Below are 21,132 nucleotides of genomic sequence, written 5' to 3'. Positions count from 1 at the left end.
GGCGCACGTTGCCGTGGCCGGGCCTGATACCTCAGTCCGCCTCAGTGAGACGGAGCCGTCTTTTCTTCGAGTTCTGAGCCGTGGTCCTCTTTCTCTTCGCCAGAACCGTGGTGATCCCGGCCCAGCAGGATGTAGAACGCCGGCAACACAAAGATGGTGAACAAGGTACCAATACCCAGTCCGGCACTGATCGTCAGGCCGATGGCAAAGCGGCTTTCCGCGCCCGGGCCAATAGCAATCAGCAGGGGCACCATGGCAAAGATCAGAGCCAGTGATGTCATGATGATTGGCCGCAGGCGAATCGCCGCCGCCTCGATCACCGCATCCACCTTGTTAAGCCCGCGTTCCTTCTGTAACTGGTTGGCGAACTCGACGATCAGGATGCCGTTCTTGGACACCACCCCGATCAGCGTGATCAGGCCCACCTGGGTGTAGATATTCATGGTGGCGAAGCCGAGCACGATGAACGCCATTGCCCCGGCCACCGACATGGGCACCGACACCAGGATGATGAACGGATCCCGCCAGCTTTCGAACTGCGCTGCCAGAACCAGGTAGATCACCAGCAGCGAGAGGAAGAAGGTCACCATCAGAGCGCTTCCCTGGGTAGCCAGCTGGCGGCTCTGACCGGTGTAGTCGTAACTGAAGCCCTGAGGGAAAACCTCAGCCGCGGTCTGCTCCATGAAGTCCATGGCAGTACCGGCGGCCACGCCGGGCATCACCACACCCTGGAGTGTCAGGGAGTTCTGCTGGTTGAACTGGGTACGGTTGGACGGCTCAACATCTTGGCTGAAGCTGACGACGCTGCCCAGTGGCACCAGTTCGCCGTTATCCGCCCGAATGTAGTACTCATTAAGCGCCTGGGCGTCCAGCCGGAACTGCTGGTCAACCTGTGGAATCACCTGGTAGGAGCGGCCTTCCATGCTGAAACGATTGATGTAACCGCCCCCAAGCATGCTCGACAGGCTCTGGCCAACGTCCTGCATGGACAGGCCCAGGTCCGCCACCCGGTCCCGATCGACGTTGATGCGTGTGATCGGACGATCAAAGTTGATGGACTTCTGCAGGAACATGAAATTACCGCTGCCCATGGCTTTGCCCAGCAGTTCATCCGCAACCTGATCCAGCTGCTCATAGCTGCTGCCGGTGGTAATCACGAACTGGAACGGCAGACCACCGCCGGAGCCGGGCAGGGACGGTCGCGGGAACACTGCGGTTTGCAGACCGGTTACATTCTTGAGCTCGGAGTCCAGCTTTGGCTGGACTTCAAACTGACTGATCTCCCGCTCACTCCAGGGTGCCAGCTTAAAGCCACCGAATACCGCATTGGGGCCGGTAATACCGATGATCATGAAGTCCTCGTTGTAGCCCGGGACCGTAGACATCCGCTCCTGAATTTCATCGCCGTGCTCCAGCAGGTAATCCAGGGTCGAGGTCTGGGGGCCAAGCCCCTGATAGAACAGAATGCCCTGGTCTTCCGTGGGAGCCAGTTCGTTCTGACTCATGGAAACCATGAAGTAAATGGAGCCCAGCACCACCACGGCGAAGAAAACCACCACCGATTTGGTCTGCATCAGTGAGCTCAGGGCAGCCTTGTAGCTCGCCGCCAGGCCATTGAACGTTTTCTCAACCACCTGCTCGAATCTACCGGGGTTGCCATGGGGTTTCAGTACCTTGCCCGAAAGCATGGGGGAGAGCGTCAGGGCAACAATGCCGGAAATCACCACGGTGCCCGCAAGCGTGAACGCAAACTCGGTGAAGAGCGAGCCAACCAGCCCGCCCATGAAGCCGATAGGAGCGTATACCGCCACCAGGGTGGTGGTCATGGCAATGATGGGAACCGCCATCTCCCGGGCACCATTGATCGCGGCCTCAAAGCGGGATTCGCCTTCTTCGATATGCCGGTGAACGTTCTCCACCATGATGATGGCGTCATCCACCACGAGGCCGATGGCAAGCACCATGGATAGCAGGGTAAGCAGGTTCAGCGAGAAGCCGAACATCAGCATGATAAAGGCGCCGCCGATCAGTGACAGCGGCACCGCAACCGAGGGAACGATAGAGGCCCGAACCGAACCAAGGCACAGGAACACCACCACCAGAACGATAATCATGGCTTCCAGCAGTGTCTGGATAACCTCGTTGATGGAATCTTCGATAAAGTCCGATGCGTCGTACGCCAGGCGCACATCCAGTCCGGACGGAAGCTGGCTTTCGATATCGGGCAGCTCGTCCTTCACCAGGCCTGCGACCGTCAACGGGTTGGCGCCTGGAGCCAGTTCAATGGCGACATAGGTGGCCGGCTGGCCTTTATAGAGAGCCAACTGATCGTAGGTTTCTGAGCCCAGCTCAACACGGGCGATATCCTGCAGGCGGATCTGGGTGCCATCGGATTGCTTGACCACCAGGTTGCGGAACGCGTCCGGATCAGCCACATCGGTGTCGCTGGTCATGCTGATTTCGGTATAGGTGCCCTTGGTGTTGCCGACGGCAGCCTGGTAGTTGTTGGCGCGAAGCTTTGCGACCACTTCCTGAGGCGTCATATCCACCGCCGCCAGACGTTCCGGATCCAGCCACACCCGCAGAGCGAATTTCCGGCCCAGCAGTTCCGCCTTGCCGACACCGGAGAGCGCCTGCAGCCGGGGCTGGACCACGCGGGTCAGATAATCGGTGATCTGAGGCACCGCCAGTTCGTTACTGTAGAAAGCGATGTACATCAGGGCCGTTGAGTCACCGGTCGTGGAGGTGATCACCGGGTCCTGGGCTTCGGCTGGCAGCACGTTTCGCTGGCTCGCCACCTTGGCCTGAATTTCTGCCAGGGCCGCGTTGGCGTCGTAGTTCAGCACCATCTTTGCTTCGATGGTGGAGGTGCCCTGGGAACTGGTGGACGTCAGATAGTCGATGCCACTGGCTTCGGCAATTGCCTGCTGCAGCGGCGTGGTAATGAAGCCCTTGATCAGGTCGGAACTGGCACCGGGATAGGCCGTCGTGACGGTCACGGTGGTGCTTTCGAGTTCCGGGTACTGCCGGATTTCCATTTCCATGGCCGCCCGGGCACCCAGAAGCAGAATCAGCAGACTGACCACCGTCGCCAGTACGGGACGGTGGATAAATATGTCAGTGAAGCGCATTACTCAGATGCCCCCTGCTTCTGGTCTTCTTCCTGGATGGCCACCTGCTGGCCTGCGCGCAGGCGCAGCAAGCCCTTCTCGACGACGGTTTCGCCGGCTTCCAGGCCGGACAGAACGGCAACACGGGTATTGCGGGTTTCACCGGTGGTCACCGTGCGACGGTTAACGACCAGATTGCCATCTTCATTCTCTTCAACCACAAACACAAAATCGCCGTAGGTGTTGTAAGAGATGGCGGTGCGCGGGACGGTCACAACCTCGTTGTCCTCAGGCTGCTGGGTCAGAACGGTCGCAAACATGCCCGGGCGCAACAGGTTGTCCGGGTTGGAGAGTGTGGCCCGGATTCTGACAGTCCGTGTTTCCGGGTTAACCGAGGTGTTGATGGCGCTGACAGATCCCTCAAAATCCTGCTCCGGAACGGCGGCGACAGTGGCTACTACCGGATAGCTTGTCTTCACGTTCGGCAGGTTTTTCTCGGAAAGGGTATAGTCGACATAGATCGGATCCAGCATGTTGATCTCGACAATCGGGGTGCCGGTGGCAATATACTCGCCCTGGTCGACCATCCGGATACCCAGCGTGCCATCAAAGGGCGCTCGAATGATTTTCTTGCTCAGTTGGGCCTCGGCTTCATTCACCCTTGCGCGGGCCGCGTCGAAATTGGCCTTGGCTTCATCGTACTGGGACTGGGATACTGCGCGCTTGGGGAGCAGGTCGGACACCCGCTTGAACTCCTGCTCGGCCAGTTGCGCCTCGGCGCGGCGTGTGCGCAGAGCTGCTTCATCAATGGCTGCATCAATCCGGATCAATACGTCGCCACGTTTTACCACGTCACCGGATTCGAAATTGATGGTCTCAATGACGCCCGGAACTTCATTGGCCACCTGAATGCCGTTGATGGCTTCAACACTGCCGACAGCCTTGATGGCTGGCGTCCAGGCTTCGTTCTTGGCCTCAATCGCGGAAATCTGGGCCGGTGGCTGAGGCTGGGACATCTGCTCTTGCATCTGGCCAAACTGGTAGAACTTGTAGCCGAAGATGCCTCCGAGCACTACGCCTAGAAAAATAATGACGATTAAAAAGCGGGAAGCAGTGCGCATGGTTCGGGTCCTGAGGATCTGTGTCAGATTTTGGGAAGCATAGCATCCTACAAAATCAGGGTCGCTATTGTCACCGGGTTGTAAGTATTTCTATCTAGACTCCGGGCTTGCCGGATTTGACAAACATCATGGCTGTTTCGTGGCGGGCGGCTTTCCGCGCAGGGCACTGGTAATGTAACAGGTGTCGGTGACAGAATTACGACGGTATTCAGGGTGAGGATCAACCATGCAGTGGATTCTGGGGCTCGCGTTGGCAGCCGCCGTGTTTGTAATTCTGAAACAGTGGGGCGCATTGTCCGCCGAAAAGAAAAAGGCGGCCACCTGGAAGGTGGTCCTGGTGATTGGTGGCGCCTTGCTGGTATTCATGGTGCTGACCGGGCGCGTCCATGTCCTTACGGCGGCGGTGGCGGCCGTGATTCCCCTGTTGCGCAAGCTGCCAGCCTTGCTGAAATTTGCCCCGGCCATCAACCGGTTCATGGGATCAAAGCAGCAGGGAGAAGGGCAGGCGCAGGCGAACCGCCAATACGGTCCAGGCACGGATCTCACGGGCCAGATGTCAGAGCGCGAGGCCTGCGATATCCTCGGTGTGAAAGCCGGCTGCACCGAAGAGGAAATTGTAATGGCTCATCGCCGGCTCATGCAGAAGCTTCACCCGGACCGGGGCGGAAATGATTACCTGGCAGCCAAACTGAATGAAGCCAAGCAGATTCTCCTGGGCAAGCGAAACGCCTGAGGTCAGGGCAGAATGTCTACTCGTACTTCAAAGCTGCGGTTTTCAGAGCGGCTGCTGTTCACCTGGTAGGTGATGCCACTGCGCTCCTGGCTGGAACGGGTTGCTGTGCTGCCCAGTGATACCCACTGTCCTGGCTCAACCCGCCGAATGGTGACCACCGCCTCCGTTTCATAACCGTCCATGTTTGCCGGCTCCTCCTCGAACGAGACAATGCTCAGTTCTACCGCCTGATCGGAAATCACCTGGGGGCTGACCAGGAACCCGCTGCGGGTTTCGACCTGTTGCAGGAAGGCCGCCGGGTTCCGGCCGCCGCGAACGGCGACAGGAAGGGTCCGGATCTGACCCGAAGTTATATGCGCCGACTGGCCATCCTGCATAACCAGTGTTCGTTCCTGGGCGCTGCCGGTACTGGTAACTCGGCGTTCCGCTGAGATTTCGGCCTGGCCTCCGGACGCGGAAATGCCGGCACCGGAGCGCTTGCCGCCGCTGTCTGTTCTGGAGCGAACGGTGATTCGCAGTTGTACCGGCGCCACGTCCAGCGTCTCGACAAGCCTTCCGATTTCGTCCAGCAAGTCTGGTTCTCCGCGCACCACCAGTTGTTGGCCCCGGGCAGTTACGGTCACCGGCGAGCCCTGGTAAAGCTCGCGAATCTGCACGGCCACGTCTTCCCCGGGCCGGTTTTCAAGCTGATAGGCACGTGACTCCGCCTGGGCCAGGGCGGAGTAGGAAAACAGCCCGAGCAGAAGCGCCAATGCGAGCATCAGGGGGTATCGTCGGAGGAAAACAGTCATTGATTGCTCCCAACCATTCAGCCGTAAATGAAAAAACTCCGGCGTACGGGTTGCCAAGTTGAAAACCGGGGGTATATATTGAAAAGCATGAAGACGACACACGCGACCTGTCAATTGAATGTTTTGCAAGCTTTCGGCACCAAGCCGGCGGCTGCGGTCGCTGCTGTGTTTTTCTGGTGGTTTGGTTATGGCTTTTATTTTAGCCAGAGCCGGGGCCGCCCATAGGATCTTCATCGAACGAATAACGAGGAAGGCAGCCCGGCAGAAAACCCAGGCTGCCACCGGACTCAAGAAGCCCCGACTGGTAGCCCAGCCGGGGCTTTTTTGATTCTGACGCAGGGAAACGGGAACACTGACATGAACATGCCCTTGAACACTGAACTGACTCAACAGGATGCGGATTCTCCAGTCCGGCACCGACAGGAAGTGGTTCTGCCAACGCCAGCGGAGCTCAAGCTTCAAATGCCGGCCAGTGATGCTGTTGTCCGGCAGGTAGAAGATCAGAGGCAGGCAATCCGGGGGATTCTGCAAGGTAACGACACGAGAACGCTGATCGTGATGGGACCCTGTTCCATTCACGATGAGGTGGCTGCCCTGGAATACGGGGAGAAACTGAAGGTACTGGCGGATGAGGTCAGCGATCGCTTTCTGATCGTTATGCGGGCGTATCTGGAGAAGCCCCGGACCACGGTCGGCTGGAAAGGGCTCTTGTACGACCCGGAGCGCACCGGATCAGGCGATCTCAATGAGGGGCTGCGCCGCTCCCGACGGCTGCTGCTGAACCTGGCGGCCATGGGACTGCCGCTGGCAACCGAAGCCCTGAGCCCGTTCGCCATGGATTACCTGGGTGATCTGGTGAGCTGGACTGCTATCGGTGCCCGAACCACCGAGTCTCAGGTTCACCGCGAAATGGTCAGTGGACTGCCCATGCCTACCGGCTTCAAGAACGGCACCGATGGCGGTATTGCCGTGGCAACCAACGCCATGAAGTCGGCCTCTCATCCTCATCATCACCTTGGCGTGTCTGCGACCGGAGCGCCGGTCATGATAACCACTCAGGGGAATCCCGACACCCACCTGGTATTGCGCGGTGGCCGCGGTATTACCAACTACGATGCAGCAAGTATTGAACAGGCCGTCGGCACCCTGGGGAATGCCGGCTTGTCCACCGCGGTGATGGTGGACTGCAGCCACGATAATGCCTGCAAGCAGGCTGAGCGACAGCTGGATATCGCCCGTGAAGTGATGGCCCAGCAACGTGCCGGCAACCACCATATCCGTGGTCTGATGCTGGAAAGCTTCCTGGAACCGGGCCGACAGGACGACGGTGATGATCTGCGTTACGGCTGTTCGATTACCGATCCATGTCTGGGGTGGGCCCAGTCGGAGGCTCTGATCCGCTCACTGTAGACAGTAGCAGCTGGCCGGCCAGCACCAGCAGAACGCCTCCCATCAGCCGGTCCAGCCAGTGGCCAAACCGGTTAAATCCCCGGCGGACCCGGGGCAGGGTAAAGAACACGGCAACCATGGCAAACCACAGCCCGGTGGCCAGGGCCATGTAAATACCGTAGCCGGCCTGGAGCGCAATGGGCGTACCGGGGCTGATCACAACAGAGAACAGGGAGACAAAAAACAGCGTTGCCTTGGGGTTCAGGGCATTGGTCAGGAAGCCCAGTCGCAGGGCTGCAAGACCGGATTGCCCACCTGTCGGGTCCTGTTCCACATGAACGCCACCGGCCCGGGCCCGAAGACACTGCAACGCAATCCAGGCAAGGTAGAGGGCCCCCAGCACCTTGAGAACATTGAACAGCATGATCGATTGCTGGATCAGCAGGCCAATCCCCAGCAGGGAGTAACAGACATGCACCAGAATTCCCCCGCCGATACCGATTGCGGTCAGCAGCGCGTTTCTGCGGCTCTGGCAGAGCGCCTGTCTGAGCATTACCGCGAAATCCGGCCCGGGACTTGCCACTGCCAGCAAGTGGACAAGGGCCACCGTCAGAAATTCCGGCCAGTAACTCTGCATACTGCCAACTCCTCTCCTGCGCCTGCCGCGGTCTGAAAAGTATGACAGCATAGGCCGAATCCATGCTTTTTTCACGCTGTGGGTGAAACTTGCGATGGCTTCTATACTGAGATCACAACCTTCGAACCTTCCCTGTTCCCCACTGCCGGGAATGCCTGCCAGGAGACCTTTGTATGGAAAAGCGAGCCGTAGACGTTGCCATTATCGGAGCAGGTACCGCCGGTATGGTGGCATATCAGCGTGTGCGCAAAGCGACCGACAAGGTTGTGTTGATCGAAGGCGACCATTACGGAACCACCTGCGCCAGAGTCGGGTGTATGCCCAGCAAGCTGTTGATAGCGGCCGCCGACAACGCCCACCAGATGCAGCTTGGCGACCTTTTTGGCGTCTCTGCCGGTGCCACCCGGATCGATGGCAGGCGGGTTATGGAACGGGTGCGAACCGAACGGGACCGGTTTGTTTCTTCCGTCATTGATTCGGTTGAGAAATTTCCGGAAGCACATCGTCTGAAAGGCCACGCCAGGTTTGCCAGCCAGAATCGTTTGGTGGTGGGCGGCAATCTCGAGGTACAGGCCGCGCGTATCATCATCGCTACCGGTTCCCGGCCCAATATCCCAGGCTTTCTGAATGAAGCCGGGGACCGGCTGGTGGTAAACGACGATATTTTCGAATGGCAGGATCTTCCGGATTCGGTTGCGGTATTCGGTCCGGGCGTGATTGGTCTGGAGCTGGGGCAGGCGCTGAGCAGGTTGGGTGTTCGGGTCCGGATGTTCGGCGTCGGAGGGGCGGTCGGCCCGATCCAGGATGACGCCATTCGCGACTATGCGCTGAAAACATTCAACGACGAATTTCCGCTGGATCCGGATTCGGACGTAAAGAACGTTGAGCGGGTTAATGACGGTGTCGCCATAACTTTCGTGGATGGGAATGCTGGTGAAAAGACGGAAACCTTCGATTACCTGCTAGCGGCAACCGGGCGTCGGCCCAACGTCGACGGGCTGGATATCCAGAATGCCGAGATCCAACTGGATGAAAAGGGCATGCCCCTGTTTGATCCCCATACCCTGCGTTGTGGCCATAGCCACATATTTATCGCCGGCGATGCCAATAACAGTCTGCCACTGTTGCACGAGGCAGCCGACGAGGGCCGGATAGCTGGCGACAACGCGGCTTCTTACCCGGATGTGCGAACCGGACTTCGCCGGACGCCGTTGGCGGTGGTTTTCACCGATCCGCAGATTGCGACGGTCGGGCTGACGATTCACCAGGTGGGCGAGCGTTGTCGCGGTTGCTTTGCCGTCGGAGAGGTGTCCTTCGAGGATCAGGGGCGCAGTCGGGTGATCGGCAAAAACCGGGGGCTACTGAGGGTTTACGGTGAGCATGGTAGTGGGCTCTTTATGGGAGCCGAGATGTTTGGCCCTGCCGCAGAGCACATCGCCCATCTGCTTGCATGGTCTGCCCAGCGAAGACTGACCGTCACTGAAATGCTGGAAATGCCGTTTTATCATCCGGTCATCGAGGAAGGTTTGAGAACCGCACTGAAAGACCTCAACCGCAATCTCAGTATCGGCCCGGCGCCAGAAGAAGGCTGCACCGACTGTGGGCCGGGTGTCTGAGCCGGCCCTTGATCGGGATCAACAGGTTTGGGGCTGACTCTGGGATATCGTTCCTTCTGGAGCTCTTGCGTTCCGCTGGCGGCGGGCCCAGATCTTTTCATGGAAGAAATAGGCAACGGTATTAATGGCCGGTTCCACCATGGCGATCAGGCTTCCGATGAGGATGTCACCTGTGAGCAGGTAAGCCACGGTAAAGGCGACGGTAAAGTGGGTAAGGGCGAACGTCACCGTCTTGATCAGCGACTGGTCGCCATTCGTGCCATGGTTGTGTACGAACAGTTTTAAAGCGCTCATGGTTCTCTCCGGTGACGTTTGAGCATGTTTCCATTACACGCCGGTTGAGAATGATTTTTAAATGAATTGTATTGAGGGTTTCGATAGTCCCAAGCTATCTTTTTAGGGGGGTTCTATAGTGTTATGCAGCGTCGCTATCACCGAGATTAGCAAACTAAACTTCCCGGCGTCCGGCCAACGGGCGTATCTTAGAGCTTATCCTGTTCACATAACTGCCAAGGAGACGCGTTATGGGTAAGAATTTTATTGGTCTAGATACCGAGAAAACGGCAAAACTTGCAGATTCTCTGAATGATCTGCTGTCCAACTATCAGATCTTTTACATGAATGTTCGTGGATACCACTGGAACATCAAGGGCGACAACTTCTTCGAGCTCCACGTCAAATTTGAAGAGCTGTACGACGATCTGCTACTAAAAATTGACGAGATCGCAGAGCGGGTACTGACGCTTGGCCATCGCCCGGCTCACGCCTACAGCACCTACATAGAGCGATCTGAAGTTCCGGAGCGCAAAGATGTTTCCGACGGCAAGGAAGCGATGGAGAACATCGTGGAAAGTTTTGCCAAACTGATCGGCAAACAGCGCACATTGCTTAGCCTGGCCGGAGAGGCGGAAGACGAGGGCACCGTTGCCCTGATGAGCGACTATATCTCGCAGCAGGAAAAGACTGTCTGGATGTACCGCAGTTATCTCGGTCACTGAGTTCAGCGAACTGAATGAATGGCGACCTTCGGGTCGCCATTTTTTTGTCATTTTCATCGATTGGTAATCGTAGTGACTCGAAACTGACGCCGAAATGTCACGCCTTTGACCTAGCGTGTGTAGGGATTCTCTACATCAAGCTATTCCAGAGGCGCAATGTCATGTTTCGAAAGACCCTGCTTTCCGCAACCATACTTTCTTCCCTATTGGGCCTGAGTGCCTGTACCGATGACGGTGACGATGGCGCTGATGGTGCCAATGGCACCAGTAAATCGCTGATCGAACTCAACGTTTTGGGCACCTACCAGGCTCCGGGTGATGTGTTCGACGTGGGCGCTGCCGAGATTGTTGCCCACGACCCGGCCAACCAGCGTCTGTTCGTGGTTAATGCCGGTGCATCGACGGTGGATGTACTGGATATTCAGGATCCCTCCCAGCCGGTTCTTTTGCAGACCATTGATGCGACCGCCGAGGGCGCCTCTGCAAACAGTGTTGCTGTTTACGGAGATCTGGTTGCTGTGGCTATCGAGGCAGACATCAAGCAGGACAACGGCAAGGTGGTTTTCTACAACACCACAGATCTCGGCAAAGTCGGAGAGGTCACGGTTGGCGCTCTGCCGGACATGGTGACCTTTACCCGAGACGGCATGAAAGTGCTGGTAGCGAACGAAGGTGAGCCCAGCGACGACTACACCAATGATCCGGTCGGATCCGTCAGCATTATTGATCTGTCGGCGGGCGTCGCCGGGGCCACAGTAACCACGGCAGGATTCGAGGACTTCAATGCCGATGAGGCAGCCCTGAAAGCGAGCGGGGTGCGGGTATTTGGTCCGGGCGCAACTGTCGCCCAGGACATGGAGCCGGAATACATTGCCGTCTCTCTGGATAACAAGACGGCCTGGGTCGCCCTGCAGGAAGCCAACGCCGTTGCCGAGCTGGACATTGAAGCCGGCGTGATCAATGCGATCCTGCCCCTGGGTTTCAAGGACCACAGCGTTATTGGCAATGAGCTGGACGCCAGCAATCGGGACAGCGGTATCAACATCCGGAACTGGCCGGTAAAAGGCATGTATATGCCGGATGCGATCACCAGCTATGGCTACAACGGCAAGACCTATTACATCACCGCCAACGAAGGCGATTCCCGGGATTATGACGGCTTCTCCGAAGAGTACCGGCTTGAAGATCTTACCCTGGATGCCACGGCCTTCCCAAACGCGGCCGATCTTCAGCTGGAGGAGAACCTTGGCCGTATCAACGTGACTTCAACCATGGGTGTCAGCAATGGATGTGACCCCAGTGACCCGGCGACAGATGCAGAAGTCGACTGCGAATACAGCGAAATCTACACCTATGGCGCGCGGTCTTTCTCCATCTGGTCCGCCGATGGCAAGCGGGTCTTCGACAGCGGCAGCGAATTCGAACGTATCACCGCCAGTCTGCTGCCAGACAACTTCAACGCTACCAACGATGAGAATAATTTCGACAACCGATCCGATGACAAGGGTCCGGAGCCTGAGGCGGTGACCGTTGGCACAATCAACGGCCAGACCTTCGCGTTTATCGGTCTTGAACGGATTGGCGGGATCATGGTCTACGACGTGACCAACCCCCAGAATCCGGAATTTGTTCAATACCTGAATAACCGCGATTTCTCGGTGTCCGATGCAGATCTTCAGGCCGGAATGGCGGGTGATCTTGGACCGGAGGGCATTGCCTTTATCGCCGCAGAAGACAGCCCCAATGGGCAGCCCTTGCTGGCAGTGGGTAATGAAATCAGCGGAACCACCACCCTGTACGGTATTGACGTGATTGAACTGACTGCGAACTGAGTTCAGGGCCTGAACGAAACCCGGGAGTATCGTTATCGGTGCGCCCGGTTTTTTTTTCCGCCTCAGACAGCGACTTTCAACGGCGGCACTTCCTGATGGAGGAACCACTTCTCAGTCACCACTTTTCTGGTAAACCAGTGCGAGCGCATCAGGCTGCTGGCCAGTGGCATCTTGACCCAGTCCGGAACCTGCCAGCCCTGATCCGTGTCCGCTGCGCGGTTGCCAAAGCGTTCGGCAATGGCATCGCCGTAGACCTGCAATGAAGACGCTGAATAATCCGGCGCGTTCCGTATCACATCCGCCGCAAGCAGCGCCGATTCGATTGCTGGCCGGATGCCTTCACCGCTCTGGGTGTAGGCCAGGCCGGCGGAATCGCCGATCAGCAGAATGCCGTCGTCCACCAAAGGCCGCTCTGCATGGGCATAAAGCAGATAGGCGTGGCCCTTGAAGCGCCCCGGCAGGTCCTCCGGGATGCGTCCGGTGGACTTCATATCATCGACAAACGCCTGGAGATGACCGGTCAGCTTGTGGTTGTCCTCCCGGCCCAGGCCGATATTCAGGTAATTGCCTTTGCGAAAGACCCAGGCATAGCCCTTGAGATCGCGACAGAACCAGAGCTCCGGGGTATCGCCTCGGGCTTCGCAAGCCGAGGCCTGCTCCGGTGTCATTTCAAACTCTACCTCTTTGGCGGCGACGACGGTCTCATGGCCACCCGGACCGTCGCCAAGTAACCGTGCAACCGGGCAGAAATGGCCACCGGCGCCGACCACCAGGGGTGCTGCCCAGGTGCCGTTGATCACCCAGTTGCCGTCTCTTCGGACGATGGATTTCACCGGCGTGGCAAGCCGCTTGGGGCTGTTTACGCGGCCGAGCAGATAATCGTCGAACTCACACCGGCGGATGCCATAACTGACCACCTCGCCGTGATCGTTTTCAACGGCCTGCTGGCCCATCATGCCGATGCGGAAACGACGAATGGGCTGAATTGTTCGTCCTTTGCCGTACTCCTCGGGGTTAATGTTAAGGGTTTCCATAACGGCAGGGGTCACCCAGCCTGCACAGGTCTTGTCCCGTGGGAAATCCTGCTTGTCGATGATCAATACTTTTTTGCCGCTGTTCTCAAGAGCGCTGGCCAGGGTGGAGCCGGCTGGGCCGGCACCGACGATGATCAGGTCGTAATAGTCCATCAGGCCTCCTCGGGTGCGGCAGGAAAGTTGTAGAGATCCTGTCTGTTCTGGGGCAGCTTGTTGTTATCGCCGTGACTGAAGACCACCTGGAACAGCTGCAGGGAGCCGGCCCTGAAGGCGGCGATGGAGCCGGCCAGATACATGCGCCAGGCTCGGGTGAAGTGGCCATCGTACATGGCGGTTACCTTGTCTTCGTTCTCGTTGAAGCGCTCCATCCAGTGGCTCAGGGTCTGGGCGTAATGCAGGCGGAGATTCTCCACATCCAGCACCGAGAAATCACCGTGCTCGCAAATCTGCATGAATTCGCCGATGCTCGGTGGGTAGGCGCCGGGGAAGATGCGTTTCTCGATCCAGGCATTCATCAGCATCGGGCGATTACGGCCAATGCTGTGCAGAAGCGCGATGCCGTCGGGTTTCAGGCTCCGCTTGATGAGCTCGGCCAGGGCTTCGTAGTTTTCCTTGCCCACGTGTTCCAGCATGCCGATGGAGACAAAGGCATCATACTGTCCGCTGATATTGCGGTAGTCGTCTTCGACGTATTCCACCAGATGATCCAGCCCCTGTTTGCGGGACTCTTCCCTGGCATAGGCCAACTGTTCCCTGGAGATGTTGTAGGAGTGCACCTTGACGCCGTAGTTGCGGGCCATGTAGCGGGCCAGCCCGCCCCAGCCGCAACCGGCTTCGACCACGGTCATGCCGGGTTTGAGCCGAAGCTTGCGACAGACGTGTTCCAACTTTGCCAGCTGGGCTTGTTCCAGGGACAGGTCCGGGCTCTCATAATAGGCGCAGGTGTACTGCATTTCTGCGCTGTCCAGCCAGAGTTGGTAAAACTCGTTGCCCAGGTCGTAATGGTGGTGAATGTTTTCCTTGGCCTCGGAGATACCGGTTGAGCGGGGATTGTGATTTCGCCACAGGGCTTCCAGCCATTTCGGCCATTTCTGGCGCGCCCGATGAACTGAGCGGTAGAGGGTTTCCATCAGGTCAGGCAGGTCGCCTTCTACCTCCAGGCGACCGGCGCTGTAGAGATCGCCGAACGCCAGGTTGGGATTGGTTACCAGTGCGTATAGGGCTTTGGGGTCGGTCAGGTGCAGAGTGAACTGTGCGTGTTGGCCCTCCGGTTCGATGACATCGCCGTTCCAGAGCCGGAAGCGGAGAGGAGGTGATCCCGCCATACGCATGAGCTTGGCAATCAGCCAGCGCTCATAAGTGTGCGGTGACCGATCAACGTGTGTGCTTTCCAGTGGCAGCGTCAGAACGTGGCTTTTGGATTCTTGCCCGTTGTCACGGGGTTTCTGGGCAGTGCTCTGGTTCATGGACTCCGCTCTCCCTTGATAACCTCAACATCAATGTTTTTGTCGACGTATTTACGTCAGGGTTCCCGAATACCAGTCTGAGAATCGCCGGTTGTCCGTTCAGTATAGAAAAGGCTGAGATTTTGTCAGGTTGAGCAAGAATAGAAGAGAGTTATCGGAAGGATAGCGACGCACAAAATAGAAGGGTAAAAAAAATACCGGGCCCTGAGGCCCGGTATTTTTGGTCAGTATGAAGAGCTCATACCAAACCATTCCGGGAAAATCACAATCAGTGCCAGCACAAACATCTGTATCAGGATGAATGGCAGGACACCCTTGTAGATATCCGTTGTTCGCACCTGGGGTGGTGCGACCCCCTTCAGATAGAACAACGAGAACCCGAATGGTGGTGTAAGGAAGCTGGTTTGCAGGTTCATCGCGATCAGGATGGCGAACCAGAGCATGTTGATGCCCATGGCTTCTGCCACTGGCGCAAGGATCGGCACGATGATGAAGGAGATTTCAACGAAGTCGATGAAGAAACCCAGCACCAGGATGACCACCATGGCCAGAATGATAAAGCCCCACTTTTCACCGGGCAGCTGGAGCAGCCACTCTTCCAGCAGGTAGTCGCCGCCGGTGTAGCTGAACACCATGGAGAATGCGGTGGCACCGATCAGGATTGCGAAGACCATGGCGGTCACCTTCACGGTGTCCTTGGACGCATCCCACACCATTTTGAAAGAAAACTGCCGGTAGATAATCGCCAGAACCACAGCGCCAACGCCACCGAGGGCGGATGACTCGGTTGGCGTGGCAATGCCGGTGAAAATCGAGCCCAGAACCACCACAATCAATGCCAGCGGCGGAATGATCGCCAACAGCGCATTGAAGATTTCCTTCTTGCGGGATACGCCTGGCTCATCCGGCATGGCCGGAGCAGTTTCAGGCTTCAGTCTGGTCAGAACCAGGATATACACGATATATAGTCCGACCAGCACGATGCCGGGCCAGACCGCGGCCTTGAACAGATCCCCGACCGGAAGGCCAAGCACGTCACCCAGGATGATGAGGATGATTGAGGGCGGTACGATCTGGCCAAGAGTACCGGAGGCACAGATAGTCCCGGTGGCCAGCCGCTTGTCATACTTGTGGGCCAGCATCACAGGCAGCGAGATCAGGCCCATGGCCACCACACTGGCGCCCACGACCCCGGTAGAAGCTGCCAGAAGGGCACCAACCAGAATCGTCGAAATGGCCAGGCCGCCAGGCAGGCCGCCAAACAGCCGCCCCATGGAGGTCAGCAGCTGCTCTGCCAACCGGGTGCGCTGAAGCACCACGCCCATGAAAATAAACAGAGGCACAGCCATCAGAACGGTATTTTGCATCACGCTCATGATGCGATAGGGCATGAAGGCAAAGAGGTCCATGCCCTCGGCGAATATTCCGAAAAACAGTGCAACGCCACCGAAGGTGAATGCTACGGGGAAGCCCAGCATCAGCATCAGCAGGGCGACACCGAACATAATCATACCGATCATGCGAGGCCTCCTGCGCTGTGCTCACCTTCGTATTCTTTCTCTCCCGACATAACCCGTATCGCATAGGTGACCATATTCAGGCCAGCAATGCCGATGAAGACTGCACTGATAGGGATGACAGACTTGATAATCCAGCGGTGGGGCAGACCGCCGGGATCGCCACTGCCTTCACCCATGTTGTAGGAGTCCAGGGCAAAATCGTAGCCATATATGCCGATCAGGTAGGCAAAGGGAATAACAAAAATAATTGCACCCACCAGGTTTACCCAGGCCTTGGCCTTGTTGCTCCACTTGGTGTAGAAAACGTCGACCCGAACATGACCATCCGTGCGCAATGCGTAGGGTATACCCAGCAGGAACACCACCGAATATAGGTGCCACTCCATTTCCTGCATGCCGATTGAAACGTTATTGAAGGCGTAGCGGGCTACAACGTCGTAAAAGACGTTGGCTGCCATAAGTATCATCGCGACACAGGCAACCCAGCCACAGAATGTGGACAGGCGCGAGAGCCCCTCGTCCAGTTTGATAATCCACCGCATTGATGATCCCCCGCCAGGAGAGCTGGCGCTTTTTCAGTTGCTATAAACGACAAAACCGGGATCACTCGTAGAGCGATCCCGGCTCCGTTTCAGCCTATATCTTACTCGACTTCGGCCATGGTGTTGAGGTAAGCGCGCTCGGAAATGTTGGTGTAAGCGCGGCTCTGCTCAAGATAGTTCTGCTGGGACTCGATGATCTTGGCAGCCATGTCGCTTTCAGCAGCTGCTTCTTTCAGCAGCTTGTTGTTGGCGGCATACATCGCGTCGAAAATGTCATCCGGGAACTGCTTGATCTGGACATTCGGGTATTCTTCACGAATGTTGGCCCAGGCTTCGGCGTTGGCGTGCTGGGAATGAACCAGCATGTCGTAGGAAGCGGTACGCATTGCAACACGCATGATTTCCTGCAGGTCCGCCGGCAGCTTCTCCCATACCCGCTTGTTGATCAGGAACTGGAGCTCGGTGGCCGGCTCATGCCAACCAGTGTAGTAGTAGTCGGCAATCTGCTGGAAACCGAGACGAAGGTCCAGAGCTGGGCCTACCCACTCAACCGCATCGATGGTGTTGCGCTCAAGTGCGGTATAGAGCTCACCCGGAGCGATGTTGGTGGGGTTTACGCCAACTTCAGCAAACACTTCACCAGCAAAGCCGGGGATGCGCATTTTCAGACCTTCCAGGTCTTCCAGGGAGTTGATTTCCTTGCGGAACCAGCCACCCATCTGCACGCCGGTGTTACCGCCCGGGAAGGACAGCATGTTGTGGGGCTCATAGACTTCCTGCATCAGTTCCATGCCGCCGCCATGGTAGAACCAGGCGTACTGTTCCATGGCGTTCATGCCAAACGGCATGCTGGTGAAGAACAGGGTCTCGGGAACCTTGCCTTTCCAGTAGTAGGATGCGGAGTGGCCCATGTCGTACTGACCAGCCTTGACCATATCAAACACACCCAGCGGGGCTTTGTGTTTGTTGGCGGAGTCGATGCGGACTTTGAGTCGTCCGTCAGACATTTTCTCTACGGTTTCGGCAAAGCGCTTGGTGGTATCACCGAAAATCGGGAAGTTTGGCCCCCAGGTTTCTGCAAGGCGGAGTGTAAAGGTGTCTTGGGCGAGCGCCTGTGTGGAGGCAAAGGTTGTTGCCACAGCCAGCACAGCCGCGGAAAGAACAGAACGGATCTTCATTGCTCTTCTATCCTCTTATCTTTTTTGTGGGTCGAGGGTCCCCCTTTTGGGGAAAAACCACTCTTGATGCTAGTTCACGTTAGCAATTATCGTTAACAAACGAAATCAAAAACCGCCAGGTGTACGACCTTGGTCGTAAGGCGGATCAGAGGTCTTCCATCCGGCCAATCTGGCTGGCGAGACGCATGGCCTCGTGTTCTTCCAGGGCCAGAAGGTCTTCCAGCAGTAACTTGGCTTCCGGAATTTCCGCCTTTCCGATCAGGGAGTCGTAGAGGTCCATGACCTGGTCGTGGAAATGGAATACCTCTTTGGCGATGTCAGTGAACGACATGGAGGCGTAGTGAGTGTAGGAGTCGGCGCTGGCCCTGATCGGCTTATGGTTCAGATAGTCGTACATGCGGGTGTGCATGGCCTTGGGATCAGCCTGCCTCTCAAATTCAGTGACGGCTTTTTCCAGCAGGGCCTCGTGGCCAGCAAGATAATCAAGCAGCGCACTGGCACGTTCGTCGTTGTTCAGTTTGGCGGATTCCTTCAAGCATCGTGAAAGATACGCGTGCAGTTGCCGGGTCCATTCGATAAGGTCCTCGAACGTTTTTATCTCCATTGAATTGCTCCTTGCCGGGGCGGATCGTTTGTAGTTGGCTTTACTGGTAAGTCTAGTCAAAATTAGGGGTCATGGGTTACCTGTACCGGACCCGGGAACCAGCGGAGCGGAAATTGGCCATGGCAACGACACTCGGCATCATTGAAGGATTCTACGGCCCCATGTGGACCTGGCAGGAACGTCGGCAGCTGGTCCGCACTCTGGCCCCCCACGGTTACGGATTTTATCTCTATGCCCCCAAGGCCGATGCCTTCCTCCGTCGCAAATGGCAACAGCCCCACCCGCCGGCGATGGCTTCGGAACTGGCGGAATTCTCGCGCTTCTGCCGGCATGAGGGGGTGCGTTTCGGGGTGGGTCTGAGCCCGTTCGAGGTGTTCAACCGTTTTGACGATGAGGCTCGCGCAGCGTTGGCAGAAAAACTCGCACTGCTTGAACGCATGGGCATTGATGAGCTGGCCATACTGTTTGATGACATGCGCTCAGATACTCCTGACCTTGCTGGCATCCAGGCAGACATAGTGCACTGGGTTCGTGAGCGCACAGCCATCAGGCACATTAGTGTCTGCCCCAGTTACTATTCCGATGACCCCGTGCTGGACCGGGTATTCGGAGAGCGCCCGGCGGATTATTTGGAGACCCTCGGACGCAAGCTGGACCACTCGGTCAACGTCTTCTGGACCGGCGAGGAGGTGTGTTCCCGGGAAATATCCCCCGGGCACCTGAAACGGGTCGGGGATCTGCTCGGGCGCAAGCCCGTACTCTGGGATAACTACCCGGTCAATGATGGTGACCGCATGTCTCAACACCTGCATCTTCGCGCATTCACCGGGCGGCCCGCGGCAAATGCGGCGCACCTGGCCGGCCACGGAATCAATCCGGCGCTGCAGCCTACATTAACGGCGATTCCGGCCATCACACTGGCAGAGTCCTATCGCCTGGGCCCCTCCTATCAATACGGTCAGGCGTTCCGCCATGCAGCCCGGGAAGTGCTCGGCAGGGAGCTGGCGGCCCAGCTGCACTCAGATTTACTGGTGCTTCAGGATGCTGGTCTGGGCCGGATCAGTGATGAAAAGCGGCAGAGTCTTCAGCATACCTACGATGCCTTTGACCACCCCGCGGCCAACGAGATCCTGCGCTGGTTGGAGGGTGAATATCAGGTGACTGATGAGATGGTGGCAACGCAGTAGCCTCGCCGGCTACCGGAGATAATACTCGACCGTTGAGACCACCCGAACGGTTTTCACCGGTTGTTGCCCTTCCATGATGCCCGGTGCCTGATCCCGTGCCAGAATCTGGAAAACGCCCTGATTGGCCCGGCGCAGACCTCCGAGTTCCGCCTTGGCATCCTGGGCGAACTGGTCGGCGGCTTCCCGGGCCGATGCGGTGGCCTCGGCAATCATCTCGGGCTTGATATCGTTGAGACCGTTAAACAGATAGGTGGGGCCTGAGGGGCCATAGTCCGAAGACAGCACCACCCCCGAGTCCACCAGCTCACTGACCCCCTGGGCGGCCTGTCGAATCCGGTCGATATCGGTGCTGCGAACCATCAGAGTCTGGCTGATGATGAATTTCTGTTCGCCGTTATTGGCCTGGTAGGGGTTGGCCCTGGTATCCGTGACATCCAGGCGCTGGAGCTCGACTGCATCCTGGTCAATGGCCTGCAGCTTCAGAAATGCCATGATCGCATCCCGGCTACTTCTGGCCTTGTCCTGGGCCTCACTCAGCGACGCCCCGGTCGCAACAAATCGGATGGGCCACAAGGCAAGATCTGCATTCACTTCCCGTTCAGCCACACCCTTGACGGTGACATAGCGGTCGCCGGTGCGCAGGTCGGTAAGGCCGTTGCCGATCAGGGCGGCGGAGATAATGGCGCTGATGCCGAGAATCAGTGAGGCGAGAAGTTTCATGGAGTGTTCCCTGTGTTGCACAACCGGAAAGTTCCGGAAAGCGTCCGTTTGACAGCTGCTATCCTGAAGATCAGGAACAAGATTAGCGCTTCACGCCCCAGGCTGAAAGGGAGGAATCATGACGGCTGTGAAAGTTGAGTGTGTCAAAGGCAACATCGCCGCACAGCAGGATATGGATGTAATCGTGAATGCTGCCAATGCCGAACTTCTGCCCGGCAGTGGCGTGGCCGGTGCCATTCACAGTGCTGCCGGCCCGGGGCTGGCAGAGGAATGCCGCGCACTGGCGCCCATCAGGCCAGGCCAGGCCGTAATCAGTTCGGCCCATAACCTGCCGAACCAGTATGTCATCCACTGCCTGGGGCCGGTCTACGGAGTTGATGAGCCATCCGACCGTTTGCTGGCGGATTGTTTCAGGAACGCCCTGTTGCTGGCAGATCGTCATGGGCTGGTGTCCATTGCCTTTCCTGCCATCTCTACCGGTGTTTTTGGTTACCCGTTGCAAGATGCAGCCGCCGTGGCCATGAAAGCGGTCGCCGACACCCGGGCGGATCTCAATTCTGTTCGCCTTGTCCGGTTTGTCCTGTTCAGCGATCAGGACCTTTCCATATTCGATGAAGCCCTCAAGCACGAATCGGGCGTGGCAGATCGGTAGCG

19 protein-coding genes are annotated in these 21,132 nt (G+C 57.5%); 7 read left to right on the top strand and 12 right to left on the bottom strand.

The window, feature by feature from the left end; genetic code table 11:
• Positions 1–41: 41 nt before the first annotated feature.
• Together ACO06L_RS11720 and ACO06L_RS11715 are read right to left on the bottom strand one after the other, a co-directional pair.
• Positions 42–3,131 (bottom strand): efflux RND transporter permease subunit, encoded by a 3,090-nt coding sequence (locus ACO06L_RS11720; RefSeq protein ID WP_064229847.1) that lies wholly within the window; start codon positions 3,129–3,131, stop codon positions 42–44.
• Positions 3,131–4,231 carry an efflux RND transporter periplasmic adaptor subunit gene (locus tag ACO06L_RS11715; protein WP_064229848.1) on the bottom strand — a complete coding sequence of 367 codons (1,101 nt, stop codon included), beginning with the start codon at positions 4,229–4,231 and terminating at the stop codon, positions 3,131–3,133. The genes ACO06L_RS11720 and ACO06L_RS11715 overlap by 1 nt, the downstream gene beginning before the upstream one ends.
• Before the next feature lie 226 nt (positions 4,232–4,457).
• On the opposite strand from ACO06L_RS11715, the gene ACO06L_RS11710 reads away from it, so the two are divergent.
• The gene (locus ACO06L_RS11710) at positions 4,458–4,964 is read left to right on the top strand and encodes a DnaJ domain-containing protein (RefSeq protein ID WP_064229849.1); all 507 of its coding nucleotides are present in this window, start codon (positions 4,458–4,460) and stop codon (positions 4,962–4,964) included.
• A 2-nt stretch (positions 4,965–4,966) separates the two neighbouring features.
• Here the strand turns inward: ACO06L_RS11710 and ACO06L_RS11705 are convergent, their stop codons facing one another.
• Positions 4,967–5,755, bottom strand: coding sequence for a secretin N-terminal domain-containing protein (locus ACO06L_RS11705; protein ID WP_202348134.1), 789 nt, complete (start codon positions 5,753–5,755; stop codon positions 4,967–4,969).
• A 357-nt stretch (positions 5,756–6,112) separates the two neighbouring features.
• On the opposite strand from ACO06L_RS11705, the gene ACO06L_RS11700 reads away from it, so the two are divergent.
• Positions 6,113–7,165, top strand: a complete 1,053-nt coding sequence (locus tag ACO06L_RS11700; protein ID WP_202348135.1) for a 3-deoxy-7-phosphoheptulonate synthase — start codon at positions 6,113–6,115, stop codon at positions 7,163–7,165.
• Here ACO06L_RS11700 and ACO06L_RS11695 read toward each other — a convergent pair.
• Positions 7,110–7,781, bottom strand: a complete 672-nt coding sequence (locus ACO06L_RS11695; RefSeq protein ID WP_202348136.1) for a LysE family translocator — start codon at positions 7,779–7,781, stop codon at positions 7,110–7,112. The two genes, ACO06L_RS11700 and ACO06L_RS11695, sit on opposite strands and share 56 nt — an antisense overlap.
• A 173-nt stretch (positions 7,782–7,954) precedes the next feature.
• Here ACO06L_RS11695 and ACO06L_RS11690 point away from each other — a divergent pair, with 173 nt between their 5' ends.
• On the top strand, positions 7,955–9,397 hold the full coding sequence (locus tag ACO06L_RS11690; RefSeq protein WP_202348137.1) for a dihydrolipoyl dehydrogenase: 1,443 nt from the start codon (positions 7,955–7,957) through the stop codon (positions 9,395–9,397).
• An 18-nt stretch (positions 9,398–9,415) separates the two neighbouring features.
• Here ACO06L_RS11690 and ACO06L_RS11685 read toward each other — a convergent pair whose 3' ends face one another.
• A complete protein-coding gene (locus ACO06L_RS11685; protein WP_064229854.1) occupies positions 9,416–9,691 on the bottom strand; it encodes a DUF2061 domain-containing protein in 276 nt (91 codons plus the stop codon).
• Between the two features lie 230 nt (positions 9,692–9,921).
• Between ACO06L_RS11685 and ACO06L_RS11680 the strand changes: the two genes are divergently transcribed.
• Positions 9,922–10,395, top strand: coding sequence for a Dps family protein (locus ACO06L_RS11680; protein ID WP_064229855.1), 474 nt, complete (start codon positions 9,922–9,924; stop codon positions 10,393–10,395).
• 161 nt (positions 10,396–10,556) lie between these two features.
• Positions 10,557–12,227, top strand: a complete 1,671-nt coding sequence (locus tag ACO06L_RS11675; RefSeq protein WP_202348138.1) for a choice-of-anchor I family protein — start codon at positions 10,557–10,559, stop codon at positions 12,225–12,227.
• Between the two features lie 62 nt (positions 12,228–12,289).
• Here the strand turns inward: ACO06L_RS11675 and ACO06L_RS11670 are convergent, their stop codons facing one another.
• From ACO06L_RS11670 to ACO06L_RS11645, 6 genes are all read right to left on the bottom strand, one after another.
• On the bottom strand, positions 12,290–13,414 hold the full coding sequence (locus ACO06L_RS11670) for an NAD(P)/FAD-dependent oxidoreductase (RefSeq protein WP_202348139.1): 1,125 nt from the start codon (positions 13,412–13,414) through the stop codon (positions 12,290–12,292).
• Entirely contained in the window at positions 13,414–14,727 is a 1,314-nt protein-coding gene (locus tag ACO06L_RS11665) for an SAM-dependent methyltransferase (RefSeq protein WP_202348140.1), read from the bottom strand. The genes ACO06L_RS11670 and ACO06L_RS11665 overlap by 1 nt, the downstream gene beginning before the upstream one ends.
• Positions 14,728–14,951: 224 nt before the next feature.
• On the bottom strand, positions 14,952–16,247 hold the full coding sequence (locus ACO06L_RS11660) for a TRAP transporter large permease (protein ID WP_064229859.1): 1,296 nt from the start codon (positions 16,245–16,247) through the stop codon (positions 14,952–14,954).
• Positions 16,244–16,789, bottom strand: a complete 546-nt coding sequence (locus tag ACO06L_RS11655) for a TRAP transporter small permease subunit (RefSeq protein ID WP_064229860.1) — start codon at positions 16,787–16,789, stop codon at positions 16,244–16,246. The genes ACO06L_RS11660 and ACO06L_RS11655 overlap by 4 nt, the downstream gene beginning before the upstream one ends.
• A gap of 101 nt (positions 16,790–16,890) precedes the next feature.
• Positions 16,891–17,967 carry a TRAP transporter substrate-binding protein gene (locus ACO06L_RS11650; RefSeq protein ID WP_064229861.1) on the bottom strand — a complete coding sequence of 359 codons (1,077 nt, stop codon included), beginning with the start codon at positions 17,965–17,967 and terminating at the stop codon, positions 16,891–16,893.
• Positions 17,968–18,112: 145 nt separating this feature from the next.
• Entirely contained in the window at positions 18,113–18,571 is a 459-nt protein-coding gene (locus ACO06L_RS11645; RefSeq protein ID WP_202348141.1) for an ATPase, read from the bottom strand.
• 119 nt (positions 18,572–18,690) lie between these two features.
• On the opposite strand from ACO06L_RS11645, the gene ACO06L_RS11640 reads away from it, so the two are divergent.
• Positions 18,691–19,758 (top strand): beta-N-acetylglucosaminidase domain-containing protein, encoded by a 1,068-nt coding sequence (locus tag ACO06L_RS11640; protein WP_202348142.1) that lies wholly within the window; start codon positions 18,691–18,693, stop codon positions 19,756–19,758.
• 9 nt (positions 19,759–19,767) lie between these two features.
• Here the strand turns inward: ACO06L_RS11640 and ACO06L_RS11635 are convergent, their stop codons facing one another.
• Positions 19,768–20,478 (bottom strand): SIMPL domain-containing protein, encoded by a 711-nt coding sequence (locus tag ACO06L_RS11635; protein WP_202348143.1) that lies wholly within the window; start codon positions 20,476–20,478, stop codon positions 19,768–19,770.
• Positions 20,479–20,596: 118 nt separating this feature from the next.
• Here ACO06L_RS11635 and ACO06L_RS11630 point away from each other — a divergent pair, with 118 nt between their 5' ends.
• Positions 20,597–21,130, top strand: coding sequence for a macro domain-containing protein (locus tag ACO06L_RS11630; RefSeq protein ID WP_064229865.1), 534 nt, complete (start codon positions 20,597–20,599; stop codon positions 21,128–21,130).
• Positions 21,131–21,132: the final 2 nt, after the last annotated feature.

Source organism: Marinobacter sp. (assembly GCF_965229985.1).
GTDB lineage: Bacteria > Pseudomonadota > Gammaproteobacteria > Pseudomonadales > Oleiphilaceae > Marinobacter.
Note: the sequence above shows the minus strand (reverse complement) of the source record. Positions and strands in the feature narration are given on the sequence as shown.